Source organism: Enterococcus sp. OL5, from assembly GCF_006491895.1.
In the GTDB taxonomy this organism is placed as follows: Bacteria; Bacillota; Bacilli; order Lactobacillales; family Enterococcaceae; genus Enterococcus_D; species Enterococcus_D innesii.
Map to the genome: position 1 here is coordinate 1 of NZ_VHIL01000002.1, position 12,613 is coordinate 12,613.

10 protein-coding genes and 1 other annotated feature are annotated in these 12,613 nt (G+C 46.1%); of the genes, 1 reads left to right on the forward strand and 9 read right to left on the reverse strand.

What is annotated here, in order from left to right:
* Nucleotides 1-138: 138 nt before the first annotated feature.
* The 8 genes from FJU10_RS02460 to FJU10_RS02500 all read right to left on the reverse strand — a co-directional run bounded on the left by FJU10_RS02460 (nt 139) and on the right by FJU10_RS02500 (nt 8,997).
* On the reverse strand, nt 139-813 hold the full coding sequence (locus tag FJU10_RS02460; protein ID WP_140965090.1) for an HAD family hydrolase: 675 nt from the start codon (nt 811-813) through the stop codon (nt 139-141).
* A gap of 46 nt (nt 814-859) precedes the next feature.
* The gene (gene proC, locus FJU10_RS02465; protein ID WP_140965091.1) at nt 860-1,660 is read right to left on the reverse strand and encodes a pyrroline-5-carboxylate reductase; all 801 of its coding nucleotides are present in this window, start codon (nt 1,658-1,660) and stop codon (nt 860-862) included.
* A gap of 61 nt (nt 1,661-1,721) precedes the next feature.
* Nucleotides 1,722-2,423 carry a GntR family transcriptional regulator gene (locus FJU10_RS02470; RefSeq protein ID WP_005232219.1) on the reverse strand — a complete coding sequence of 234 codons (702 nt, stop codon included), beginning with the start codon at nt 2,421-2,423 and terminating at the stop codon, nt 1,722-1,724.
* 41 nt (nt 2,424-2,464) lie between these two features.
* Nucleotides 2,465-4,837, reverse strand: coding sequence for an FtsK/SpoIIIE family DNA translocase (locus FJU10_RS02475; RefSeq protein ID WP_140965092.1), 2,373 nt, complete (start codon nt 4,835-4,837; stop codon nt 2,465-2,467).
* A 231-nt stretch (nt 4,838-5,068) separates the two neighbouring features.
* Nucleotides 5,069-5,872 carry an amino acid ABC transporter substrate-binding protein gene (locus FJU10_RS02480; protein WP_140965093.1) on the reverse strand — a complete coding sequence of 268 codons (804 nt, stop codon included), beginning with the start codon at nt 5,870-5,872 and terminating at the stop codon, nt 5,069-5,071.
* A 13-nt stretch (nt 5,873-5,885) separates the two neighbouring features.
* Nucleotides 5,886-6,518, reverse strand: a complete 633-nt coding sequence (locus tag FJU10_RS02485) for an amino acid ABC transporter ATP-binding protein (protein ID WP_140965094.1) — start codon at nt 6,516-6,518, stop codon at nt 5,886-5,888.
* Nucleotides 6,519-6,530: 12 nt separating this feature from the next.
* Complete coding sequence (locus FJU10_RS02490) at nt 6,531-7,175, reverse strand: amino acid ABC transporter permease (protein ID WP_010748717.1); 645 nt, start codon at nt 7,173-7,175, stop codon at nt 6,531-6,533.
* 306 nt (nt 7,176-7,481) lie between these two features.
* Nucleotides 7,482-7,716 (reverse strand) — a binding site (T-box leader).
* Between the two features lie 126 nt (nt 7,717-7,842).
* Nucleotides 7,843-8,997 (reverse strand): cobalamin-independent methionine synthase II family protein, encoded by a 1,155-nt coding sequence (locus FJU10_RS02500; protein WP_189372220.1) that lies wholly within the window; start codon nt 8,995-8,997, stop codon nt 7,843-7,845.
* 126 nt (nt 8,998-9,123) lie between these two features.
* On the opposite strand from FJU10_RS02500, the gene FJU10_RS02505 reads away from it, so the two are divergent.
* Nucleotides 9,124-10,044 (forward strand): LysR family transcriptional regulator, encoded by a 921-nt coding sequence (locus tag FJU10_RS02505; RefSeq protein WP_005227268.1) that lies wholly within the window; start codon nt 9,124-9,126, stop codon nt 10,042-10,044.
* A gap of 128 nt (nt 10,045-10,172) precedes the next feature.
* On the opposite strand, the gene FJU10_RS02510 is transcribed toward FJU10_RS02505, so the two are convergent.
* Complete coding sequence (locus FJU10_RS02510) at nt 10,173-12,539, reverse strand: phosphoketolase (protein ID WP_008376128.1); 2,367 nt, start codon at nt 12,537-12,539, stop codon at nt 10,173-10,175.
* Between the last annotated feature and the right edge of the window lie 74 nt (nt 12,540-12,613).

Consider the following 12,613-nt stretch of genomic DNA (forward strand, 5'->3'; position numbering starts at 1 on the left):
TTGTTAAACTTTCTTTAACTTTACCATGATGGCGAAAAACAAACCACTCATATCCTTTGAACTGTTTTTTTATCAGGCCTTTCTTATACAAAAAAAGCTTCCTTTTTCTTGCAACGAAAAAGGAAGCTTTTTTAGGTATTATTTCAGTTGATCCTTTGCCAATAACTCATACACATACTTCAATGAGGTAGCTTCGCCATATAACTGAAGTCCGGCCTTCTCTTCTGGGGAATAGACTTGATCAAAGCTTTGATCGGGAATCAGCACAACATCGATCTCCGCACGTGTCGCAGCTGTTGCTCCCACAAGAGAATCTTCCATGACTAATGCTTTTTCTGCTGCGACTTGCGCTTTTTCTAAAGTCAGCAAGTAAGGTGCGGGATCAGGTTTATGGGCGGAGACATCATCGCCAAAGGTCTGATAGTCAAAGGCCTGCAACAAATCGAAATGCGCCAACAATTCAGAGGCTCTTTTTTTCATCGTCGAGGTGGCTAGTGCCGTTTGGAAGCCTTTCTCCCGAGCCAATGCAATGGTTTCTTTCGCATAGGGTTTAGTTTTGAAGGTGCCATCGGTTATTTGCTGGGCAATATAGACTTCCCGTTCTGCTCGTAATTCCTGCACCCGCTGCTGACCACCTACGAGGTCGGCTAATTTAGTGGCAGTCTGTTGCCAACTTTGACCACGCCAACCAAAAATATCAGCGGCTGTAATCGGAAGCTGATACTTTTTAAATAGAGCCAACCACCCATCAAAATAGACTCTTTCGGTATCGACTAACAATCCATCAAAATCAAAAATCAAAAGTTCTTTCATAAACGCTCCTTCGTTTTGCTAAGATTTTTTCCTCACTCACTGGGGATCAAGACATCTCCCGACTTTTGTCAGCAGCTGCTTGCACTGCTTTGATGACAGCCGCACGAAAGCCATTTTCCTCTAATGTTTTGACTGCTTGGATCGTTGTGCCTCCAGGCGAGCTGACACGATCCTTTAAAACACCTGGGTGTTCCTTCGTCTCTAGTACCATCTTCGCTGCGCCTAATACCGCTTGAGCAGCAAATTCATACGCCATCGGCCGCGGCATTCCTTCTGCCACTGCTCCATCTGCTAAAGCTTCGATGAACAAATACGTGTAGGCTGGCGAAGAACCGCTGACACCAATGACTGCATCGATCATGCTTTCTGGTACTTGCTCGGCTTTCCCAAGGCTTTCAAAAAGCTGTTTGACTTCGTTGGCTTCGGCTTCCGTTACTTGGCCGTTGGGGCTGATAGAAGACATGCCTTCGCCAACAAGTGCGGGGGTATTTGGCATGACCCGCACGATTTTGTGCGCATCGATGATTTCTTCCATTTGCGCGATCGTCACGCCCGCGGCAATGGATACTAGTAAATGTTCCTCAGTCAATCCTGCTTTTAAATCAGCAAGCAAGCGGGGAAAGACAAAAGGTTTGACTGCTAAGACGAAGATTTCTGCTTTTTCTGTGACATCCGCTAGCTTTGTTGTCCCAGTGATCCCGGTTTCTTTTTCTAATTGTGCCAAAGTCGGCTCGTAGCGATGATTATAAACCAAGATCTCTGCTGGTTCATACAGCTTTGCTGCAATCAAGCCATTAATGATAGCTTTTGCCATGTTACCGGCTCCTAAAAAGGCGATTTTTCTCATGTATTTCACGCTCCACTTCTGATTTTGGTACCACTTTTTGCTAAAAAAGCCTAATCAATGACTAGGCTTCAAATTCGATCATATACGGATGCAATGCAGTGTTATAGATCCCTTCTGTATATTCTACCACTTCTCCTTGTAGATCATACGAATAACGGGTTCGTTTCAAGGCAGCGACCTCCGGCGTGATCATAAACTTCTGTTGCTCTTCAGTCAACGTCGTTGCCACAAACGCATCTTGAAAGCGATCGATGATCATTCGATGTTCATCCAATAGGCGATACAATGATTTTTCTTCAAAGACCTCGATGGAGGTTCCCTTTAGTTGCTTTGGCAAATGGTACTCATAGTAAATAAAGGGTTGGTGGTCAAAATAGTACATGCGACGTAAACGCATGACTTCTTTGCCCATCAAAGAATACGCAGGGTGTTCAGGCGCAAGTTCGACTAATTCATAGCTGAGGTTTTTCTTTGTGTATTCCTTGCCGGTCTTTTCAAGCAATTGGCTAAACGTCGTGCCTTTTGACAGCTTGTTGTAGGGGCGATTGCTTAAAACCGTCGTCCCACGTCCGCTGCGTTTTTCCACATACTCATCTGCCGCTAACAATTCGATGGCTTTGCGGACAGTGATCTTGCTGACATTGAAGGTAGCTTCCAATTCTGTTTCCGTCGGTAAAAACGAACCAATCGGGTAGCGACCCGACATGATGTCTTCTTTGAGCTTATCGGCAACATCACGGTAAAGAATGTGTTTGCGTTTCATTGCTATCTCGCCTTTCTCTCATTGGATTGGTCTTGTTCTCCTTATTCATCAAAGGTAGGAATGTCTTCTGGTTGCGGCTCGATCAAGACTTTCCGTGGCTTGCTGCCTTCAGAAGGGCCAACGACGCCTTGATCTTCTAATTCATCCACTAACCGAGCCGCTCGGTTATAGCCGATGCGAAAACGTCGCTGCAAGAGAGAAACGCTGGCGGTCTGCATTTCCACCACAAGAGCTTTGGCATCTTCGAATAGCTCATCTTGCGGTTGTCCGCTGCTGCCAGCACTCGTTTCTTCCTCAGTGACCATCATTTTTTCTTCATAATTGGCTTCTTGCTGATCGGTCACGAATTCAACCACTCGTTCGACTTCTTGGTCGGAAATAAAGGCCCCTTGGACCCGAATCGGTTTGTTCTCACCCATCGGCAGATACAGCATGTCGCCGCGTCCCAGCAGTTTTTCGGCCCCGTTCCCATCAATGATGGTCCGCGAATCGACACCGCTGGAAACAGCAAAGGCCATCCGTGATGGAACATTGGCTTTGATGATCCCTGTAATGACATCCACACTTGGTCGTTGCGTTGCCAGGATCATATGGATACCCGCTGCCCGCGCCATTTGTGCCAAACGAATGATGGCATCTTCGACTTCGTTGCTGGCAACCATCATCAAGTCAGCTAACTCATCGACGATCACCACAATGAATGGCAAGATCGGACGATTTTCGCCATCTTCTAAATTCTTATTGATCACTAAATCGTTGTAGCCAGTAATATTTCGGACCCCAGTTGCCGCAAATTTTTCGTAGCGTTCTTCCATTTCTTTGACCACTTTTTGCAACGCTTGCGCCGCTTTGCGGGGATTGGTCACGACAGGTGTCAAGAGATGGGGAATTCCATTGTAAACATTTAATTCAACCATTTTCGGGTCGATCATCATCAATTTGACTTCATGGGGTTTTGCCCGCATCAAAATACTGGTGATGATACCGTTGATGGCTACGGACTTCCCGCTCCCAGTCGATCCGGCAATCAAGAGATGGGGCATTTTCGTTAAGTCTGCCGTTTGGACACGGCCAGAAATATCGCGTCCTAAAGGTACTTCTAATAGTTTATCTGGATGATCTGGTTGGGCTTCGATCACTTCTCGGAATGAAACCATGCTGACTGCACTGTTTGGAACTTCGATCCCAATCAATGATTTCCCTGGGATCGGCGCTTCCATCCGCACATCTTTGGCAGCTAAGGCCAAGGCGATATCGTCGGTCAACCCGACGATTTTGCTGACTTTGACCCCTACTGCTGGTTGAACTTCGAATTTGGTTACTGCTGGTCCTAAGCTGGCTTTGACGACTTTTGCGTCAACACCGAAGCTTTGGAAGGTAGTTTCTAACACACCGATATTTTGTTCGATCTTTTTGTACTCGCTGCTTTGATCCGTTGAAGGGATCGAATCGAGTAATTGCGCTGAAGGCAATTCATAATCACGATTTTCAGCTTCTTCCGAAATCTCAAATTCCAATACTTCACCATCATCATCGAGGATCTCCCCGTCTTCATTGACCTTTTTGCTTGGTCCCGGTTTGTTTCCTGCTGGATGTGGTGCTTGAGCGGCCTCTGGTCCCGCCGCTTGCGGCAATTCCTGGAAGTGATCGATGGGTACAAAGCTCAGCTGCTCTGGTTCAAAATCAGCTGGGGCTTGCATCTGCTGTTCTTTTGCTGATTTTTCGTCTTCTGTCATTGGTCGGACTTGATTCTTTTCTTTGATCTCCGCCATGACTGCTGCTCGCTCGGCTTCTTTTTTGGCTTCTTTCGCCGCTTGTTTCTCTGCTGCTCGTTCCGCTTTGCGGGCTTCTCGTTCGGCTTGCTTTTCTGGAGAGCCTTCTAACAACCGCTGCAGCTTGTCACCAGCTGCTTGCAGGTGCTCGACTAACTCGTGGCTGCTCATTTGGCTGAACAAGAACGCCCCGATCAGCATGAGTAAAACAGCGATAATGTAGCTGCCGATCTGGGAAACAAGAAAATAGGTTGCCCCATAAAGCATGGCGCCAATCATTCCGCCCCCGACATTTTGGGTCACTTGGCTGCGCCGGATATCGCCTAACAGCGTCATCCACGTCGTTTGGAAGATATTGGCTTGTTCTCCCACCACATTACTAAAGATTTGCGCATGGAGGATGATCAGTAAACCAAAATACACCAATACACAGCCAATCACTCGCCGAATACTCTTAAATCGAGCATCGGTCGTTTTGATCGCTAACCAGACACCATAAGCGGCTAGGGCAACACTCAAAAATTGGTACGTGTTTCCGCCAACGATCCGAAACCCGTTGGCAATCAAGGTTCCTAAAAAACCTAAATGGAAAAAGCCAAATATCGAAAACAAGACAAAGAGCAGGCCGACGCCGACCAGCATTAATTTCTCTTGCTGTTTTTGTTGTTTTTTTGTTTTGCGTTTTCTTTGCGCGTTTTTTTTGCGCCATTTCTATCCCTCTTTTCATCTTTCCCTATTATAACGAAAAAAGAAGGCGAACAAAAGTTTTCCTGTGAGAAATTTTGGTTAGGTGCTGGAATTTACGCGAAAATTTCTTAAATGATGAAAAAAACACCAGCCGCTAAGCAGCCAGTGCCTCTTGTTGACTTGTTTTTAGTTTGGTGTGACGTCTTCGCCAAACCACTTTTCAGAGATTTCAGCAAAGGTACCATTGTCTTGCAATTCTTTCAAACCATCATTGATTTTATCTGCCATGGCTTGATCGTCTTTCCGCACACCTACAGCAAAATCTTCTGCTTCAAAAGGACTTTCGATTTCGTTGAAGTCATCGGTTTTGCCTGTTTGAGTCAAATAATATTCTGCGTAGACGCGGTCGATCAAAAGACCGTCGATCCGACCGTTTTCTAGATCGATAAAGGCTTCATTAAAGCTGGCATACAAGGTTGCGTCATTGCCGTCTACGAGATCCTTCAAAACTTCCGGTTGGTTATTGAAGGTCTCATAACCAGAAGAACCTTCTTGGGCACCTAAGACTTTGCCCTCCATATCATCAAAGCTAGTAATGCCGCTTGATTTCGCTGTGACTAAGACTTGTTTATTTTCCATATAAGTATCTGTAAACAATACTTTTTCTTCACGAGCTGAGGTTTTGGTATACCCGTTCCAGATCATATCGATGGTGCCATTGCTTAGTTCGGTTTCTTTCATGGACCAATCGATTGGTTGAAATTTGACTTTGGTTCCTGTTAGATCCAAAATCGCTGTGGCTAAATCCACATCAAACCCAACAATGTTGCCTTGGTCGTCTTTAAAGCCCATCGGTACGAAGGTATCGTCTAGGCCGACGATCACTTCTTCTTTGTCAGCGGCACTGGTTGTGGTGTCATTGCTGCTGCCACACGCCCCTAATAAAAATACACTTGCTGCTGCGATTCCCGTCAATAGTAATTTTTTCATTTTGTTCTCCCCCTTATTCTCCTGCTACTTTTAATAATTGATCGCCGATATTTTCGGCAAAAACCAAATCATGGGTCACCACGATCTGGGTCACTCCTTCTTTTTTCAGATCCAAGATCAGCCGTTCGACTTGCTGTCTCAAGCCTGGATCTAAGGCACTGGTAGGCTCGTCATAGGCCAACACTTTGGGATTCATCGCCATTGCTCGTGCGATAGCCACTCGTTGCCGCTGTCCCCCGGACAATTGGAAGGGATATTGGGCTAATAGGTCACTTAACCCTAGTTTTTCTGCCAACTGTTCGGCTTTTGCTGTATACGCGGCTTTGTCTTGTTTTAGCACCATTTTTGGTGCCAAAGTGATGTTTTCAAAAACCGACAAGTGGGGAAACAATTGGAAGTCTTGGAAGACGACACCGACGACTTGTTCTTGTTCTTTTGTGTCGGTGGGATCAAAGGCTTTGCCATCTAGTAAAAAGCTCCCAGAATCGATCGTTTCTAACCCTGCTAGTGTCCGAAGCAAGGTGGTTTTCCCGCCACCGGAAGGACCGACCACTGCTAAGATACTGCCGTCTTCGATCGTCAAGTCTAGCTGATCGATGACTTTTTTGGCGCCAAATGATTTTGATACTTGTTTTAGTTCTAACATACGTGGTTCCTCCTAACGGTAATAGTCCAGTTTGGTCTCGATTTGTTTTAACAATAACGTGAAGACGCCCGTCATCACCAAGTAGATCAAGCCGACCCCAACTAACGGAAGTAAGGTACTGTCTCGCTCCATGGCGATTTTCCCGATTCGCATCACGTCTGACAAGCCTAAGATGTAAACGAGGGATGTGTCTTTGACAAGATTGATGACTTCATTGCCGACAGATGGCAGGGTGATCTTGACGACTTGTGGGATGATGATTTTTTGGATCGTTTGGATCGGGGACAAACGCAAGACTTTCGCGGCTTCGTACTGTCCGGCTGGAATCGATTGGATCCCCCCACGGAAAATCTCAGCAAAATAAGCAGCGTAATTGATAATAAAGGCGATCAAGGCTGCTTCAAAGCGGTCAAAGACGATCCCTAAGATCGGCAGACCGTAGAATACGAAGATCAACTGTAGCAATAAAGGCGTTCCTCGCATCAACCAAACGTAGACTTGCACGATCAATTTCAAAATACGCAGGCGACTGGCTAAAACAAAGGCCAACAAAATGCCTAAGGGAATGGACCCGATTAAGGTCAGTGCGAACAATTTAACGGTGATTCCAGTTCCTGAAATCAGTTGGGGCATAACATTGACTAAATACTCAAACATGGTGACTTCCTCCTTGATAGGTTTCAATTTCGATTAGCAGCGATACAGCTTAGCGACGGCTTCTCCGACGCTTATGTGGCGCTGTGCGTTGGCTGGTGAGGGGCAACTGGCAAGTTTCATTTTTCTAAAAAAGAAACAAAAAAAGCGCACACTGGCATTTGCCAGAGGACGCTTGATACGTGGTTCCACCTCAATTTGCCTTTCCTTCGCAGGAAAAGGCCTCGTGCAGTCCTTGTGATCCTTCCACTTTCGGTTTTCGGTGAGCCGCAAAAAAAGAGAAAAAAAAACGTCCCCTAGCCATTACAGCTAAAGGACGTTATCAACGCGGTTCCACCTTTGTTTATCAGTGCTTCACAGCAACTGAACTCAGAAAGTCATCAATCAATGACTGCTGCTGTAACGGGCAAACCCGGTCTCTCCTACTTTTCTTTCGGAAAAACGACTCCAAGATGTGTTTCACAACCATGCGTTATCTCTTTGCACCAACCAGAGACTCTCTTCAAACAGCAAGCCTTGCTACTCTTCTTTTCGATGTCTGTTTCATTAAGTTGTGTCTTACTTTACTCGCTCTTAAAGAAAATGTCAAACATTTTTTCTGAAATTTTCGAAACTTTGTCGCATGCACCGATTTCGAGGGGAAGATTCAGGGAAAAGAAGACGCAACTGCTTAACCGAAGTATGCTTCAGCTAAGGCTTGCCCTTGCTTGATTTTTGCCCATTGTTGCTCAGTCGAAAGCTCATTGCCGCAGTCACAAGAGGCAAAGCCACATTGATGAGAAAGATAAAGCCGATCCTTAGGAATGATTTGACTAGCTTTGTCTAATAAGGCGATCACTCGCTCTTCATCGTCTAATGTGGCGGTTTTGCTGGATAATAAGCCTAAGACAACTTCCACTTCTGGACGATCTTTCAGCGCTTCTAAAGCCGAGATATCACCGGCACGGTCATCGTCCCACTCTAGGAAAAAGCGGTCATAATGCTGATCACGCAAGAATTTTTCGGCGATCGCTTTGTAAGTACCGCTGGCTGCCGCGCGGCTTTGGTAATTGCCACGACAATTGTGGGTCCAGACTTTTAATCCTAATTCGTGGGCGTAATCAGCGACTTCGTTGTTGATCGCCACGAATTCATCGGCTAACGCTTCTAAGCCGTCATTGCCTTGGGTGAAGAAGCTCTTGTCATTGTCTTCGGCAAATAATTCCCATAAACAATCATCGAACTGAACGATCTCACCACCGGCTTCTCGGTATTCCTGCAAGAATTCCTTGTAGGCGCTAAGCAGCCCTTCCCGCAAAGCTTCTTTCGTTGGATACACCTGACCTTCACCAACGAGGTCGTTAAAGACAGTCAGCTCGGTAAAGGCGTGGGCAGCCCCCCAGACGGTGATTTTGACTGGCAGGTCGCCAGCTTGGAGTTTGGTTTCTTTAAACAATGTCAAGTAATGATGGTTTTTGCCAGATAATGGTTCTGTGATTCGGATGCCGATGTCTTTACGCGTCTCAAAATGTCCACCGTCCAAATCTTCAAAGGCATATCCATGATCGGAGATATAGCGCTCAACGCCTTTTAATCCCCAGAGAAAATCCAGATGCCACATCGAGCGACCGTGTTCGCCGTCTGTGATGACTGTGATGCCGTGTTCTTTTTGCGCTGTAATGATGTCAGCGATCGCTTTTGCTTCCGTTTCTTGGTAGCCAGGAAACGCATCATAAAACGGGTAGTGGATATCCTCCCGATGCTCGATTTGATTTTTGTAGTCCAATAAATCTTGTGGTCGTAATAATGACCCCACAAGTTGAAATTTGTCTGTTGCCATATCCATTCCTCCTATACAAAGTTTTCAAAATTGTTAGATTTATTCTAGCAAACATCTTATACTATAGATAATACTTATAAACTTATATATTCCATAGGCAATACCTATAACACAAAAAGGAGGTTGCTTCCCATGCGTATCCAGCAGCTTGAATATTTGGAAAAAATCGTAGAGACCGGCTCTTTCAACGAAGCCGCCAAACAGCTTTTCATCAGTCAGCCCTCCCTCTCTCAAGCCATGAAAGAGTTGGAAAAAGAGTATGATCTGCAGCTGTTTTACCGCAGTAAATTAGGGGTGACCTTGACCGATGATGGCCGTTCCTTTCTCAACTATGCTCGAAATGTTTTAGACCAAGTCAATCTCTTGGACGAACGCTTTCGCAAAGACAGCCATCGCAAGCACGTTTTCAGTGTTTCTGCGCAGCACTATGCCTTCGTCGTCCACGCCTTCGTGGAGCTGGTCAAACAGTTAGGGGAAGATGAATTTCAATTCACCTTGCGGGAGACACAAACACAAAATGTATTGGATGATATCCAGACGTTTAAGAGCGAATTAGGGGTCATTTATCTGAATGATTTTAACACGACGGTCCTCACCCGTTTGATCCACGAAAAAGACCTGCAATTCATTCCTTTATTTGAAGCCAAACCCCACGTCTTCATCGGCCGAGAAAATCCACTGACTCAGAAAAAAAGCATCACATTAGCTGATTTGGAACCTTATACCTATTTGTCGTACGAACAAGGGGAAACCAATTCTTTCTATTTTTCTGAAGAGATTTTAAGCACTTTACAACGCAAAAAACACATTCGCATCAGCGATCGTGCCACGATTTTCAATTTGATGGTGGGTCTCAACGGCTATACCATCAGCTCTGGGATCATCAGCAGTGAGCTGAATGATGAAAAAATCGTTGCGATTCCTTTGGAAGTCGATGATGCGATGACCCTAGGTTACCTCAAACACAAGAAAATGGAACTGAGCGAGATGGCTTTGGACTATCTCGCCTTGTTGAAACAGCATATCAAAAATTACGGTTTCGACGTCTTTTAAAAAAACGATCCGCAGACAGTCGGTCGGGCTTCCTTGGTAAGGCGTCCCGACCCTGTTGCGGATCGTTTTGTACTGTTTGGTCTTCTTCTGTTCTTAAATTATCTTTCGCTGATGTTGTGGAGAAAAAATCAACGCAATGGTTTCCATTCCCACTCTTCGACTTCGGCGATATCATAGCCGTTTTCTCGAATAAAGTCATGGTGATACGCAACGGTGTCTGCCATTTTTTTGGCAAAGTCCGTTGCTTTTTCTCCATAGACCCATTCGGCGGCGTCTTTGGCTAAGTGGAAGCGATCCAATTCAGAAAGGATCCGCATATCAAACGGTGTCGTGATGTCGCCATTTTCTCGGTACCCATGAATATGAAGCTGTTGGTTGCGACGGCCAAAGAAGATGTCGCGAATCAGTCCTTCATACCCGTGGAAAGCAAACACGATCGGTTTGTCTTTCGTAAAGTAGGCTTCGAATGCTTCATCGCTCAACCCCCGAGGATCGACTTCTGGACGACGCAATTTCAATAGATCGACCACATTGATGAAGCGGACTTTCAACTCTGGGAAGGCTTCAATCAGCAACGAAACAGCAGCTAAAGCTTCCAAATTTGGTTCCGTCCCGGCAGCTGCGATCACAATGTCCGGTTCTTGTCCTTCATCCGTCGATGCCCAGTCGATGACTTTCAAGCCATCTTTGACAAGCACTTTCGCTTCATCCGCCGAATAAAACTGCGGACGTGGGTGTTTCGAAGAGACCACTAGATTGATCTTTTCTTCAGAAGCGAGCGTTTCTGCCATGACAGCCATCAAGCTATTGGCATCGGCTGGCAAGTAGACCCGCACAAAGTCGGCTTTTTTCTCTGCAATATGGGTCATGATCCCTGGATCTTGGTGGGTGTACCCATTATGGTCTTGTTGGAAGACCGTTGATGAAGCGATCAAATTCAATGAGGGGTACGGGTTGCGCCAGTCAAGATCATGGGCTTTTCGTAACCATTTGAAGTGCTGCGTGATCATAGAATCAACGACTCTTAGGAATGACTCGTAGCTGGCAAAGAAGCCATGACGCCCCGTCAGCACATAGCCTTCCAAGAAGCCTTCTGCTTGATGTTCTGATAATTGTGAATCAATCACACGGCCCACTGAAGACAGCCATTCATCATAATCAGGATGTTTTGGCTCCAACCATTGGCGGTCCGTGACTTCGAACACATGGTTCAACCGATTGGATTTGGCTTCATCTGGGCCAAAAATGCGGAAGTTGTCAGGATTTTCTTTGATGATGTCACGGGCAAATTTCCCAAAGACCATCATATCTTGGGCCGTCGTTTCCCCTGGTGTCTCAATCGCAATGGCATGTGCTTGCCAATCTGGCAAGCGTAGCGGTTGCGGATCGATCCCCCCGTTGGTGATTGGGTTGACAGCCATCCGTTGCTCCCCTTTTGGCGCCAATTCTTGAATCTCAGCGTTGATGCGGCCGTTTTCGTCAAAAAGCTCTTCTGGACGATAAGACTGCAGCCAATCCGTCAAAGCATCCACGTGTTCCATATGTTTCGCATTGACAGGGATCGGCACTTGGTGGGCACGGAAGCCCCCTTCAATCGGCTCGCCATCCCAGACTTTCGGTCCAGTCCACCCTTTTGGTGTGCGAACGATTAAAACAGGCCAATGAGGCATAGCGGCTTCTTCCGCAGAACCTTTGCGGGCTTCTGCTTGGATCGCGTGGATCTGTTCGATGGCTTGATCCATCTTCTGTGCCAATTGCGGATGAACGGCTTCTGGATCGTCCCCTTCTACGAAATAAGGGGTCCAACCCATGCCTTCAAAATATTTCGTGAGATCTTGGTCACTTTTACGAGCCAAAATCGTTGGATTGGCAATCTTGGCGCCATTCAAATGCAAGATAGGCAAAATTGCGCCATCATTGACTGGGTTGATAAAGGTATTTGAAAACCAGCTGCCCGCTAATGGTCCGGTTTCGGCTTCACCATCACCGACCACTACTGCTGCAATGACATCGGGATTGTCTAAAATAGCTCCGGTAGCGTGGGCGATGGAATAGCCTAGCTCGCCGCCTTCATGGATCGAACCTGGCGTTTCAGGTGCCGCATGAGAAGCGATCCCACCTGGGAAAGAGAAGGTTTTGAATAGATGTTTCATCCCTACTTCGTCTTGGGTGGCTTTTGGATAGATCTCGCTGTAGCTGCCGTCTAAATAAGCATTCGCAACCATGACTTGTCCGCCATGGCCTGGTCCTTCGATATAAAACATGTTTAAGTCGTACTTATTGATGACGCGATTGAGATGGGTGTAAATAAAATTTTGTCCTGCGATCGTTCCCCAGTGACCAATTGGATTCACTTTTAAATCTTTTTCTTCGATGGGGCGGCGCAATAAGGGATTGTCTTTCAAATAGATCTGACCAACGGAAAGGTAGTTGGCTGCTCGCCACCAAGCGTTCATTTTCTGATAATACTCTGGTGTATCGTAGGTTGTCTTCATTGTGCTCCTCCTTTTAGTCCATTGTTCCACTCTTACATAAAAGTCTATGCCCCCTATATTTAAAAGTCAATTTT

Excerpts from the sequence above, each read along its gene's own strand:
- FJU10_RS02460 (WP_140965090.1), bottom strand. The coding sequence starts at position 813 with ATGAAAGAACTTTTGATTTTTGATTTTGATGGATTGTTAGTCGATACC.
- proC (WP_140965091.1), bottom strand. The coding sequence starts at position 1,660 with ATGAGAAAAATCGCCTTTTTAGGAGCCGGTAACATGGCAAAAGCTATC.
- FJU10_RS02470 (WP_005232219.1), bottom strand. The coding sequence starts at position 2,423 with ATGAAACGCAAACACATTCTTTACCGTGATGTTGCCGATAAGCTCAAA.
- FJU10_RS02475 (WP_140965092.1), bottom strand. The coding sequence starts at position 4,837 with ATGCTGGTCGGCGTCGGCCTGCTCTTTGTCTTGTTTTCGATATTTGGC.
- FJU10_RS02480 (WP_140965093.1), bottom strand. The coding sequence starts at position 5,872 with ATGAAAAAATTACTATTGACGGGAATCGCAGCAGCAAGTGTATTTTTA.
- FJU10_RS02485 (WP_140965094.1), bottom strand. The coding sequence starts at position 6,518 with ATGTTAGAACTAAAACAAGTATCAAAATCATTTGGCGCCAAAAAAGTC.
- FJU10_RS02490 (WP_010748717.1), bottom strand. The coding sequence starts at position 7,175 with ATGTTTGAGTATTTAGTCAATGTTATGCCCCAACTGATTTCAGGAACT.
- FJU10_RS02500 (WP_189372220.1), bottom strand. The coding sequence starts at position 8,997 with ATGGATATGGCAACAGACAAATTTCAACTTGTGGGGTCATTATTACGA.
- FJU10_RS02505 (WP_005227268.1), top strand. The coding sequence starts at position 9,124 with ATGCGTATCCAGCAGCTTGAATATTTGGAAAAAATCGTAGAGACCGGC.
- FJU10_RS02510 (WP_008376128.1), bottom strand. The coding sequence starts at position 12,539 with ATGAAGACAACCTACGATACACCAGAGTATTATCAGAAAATGAACGCT.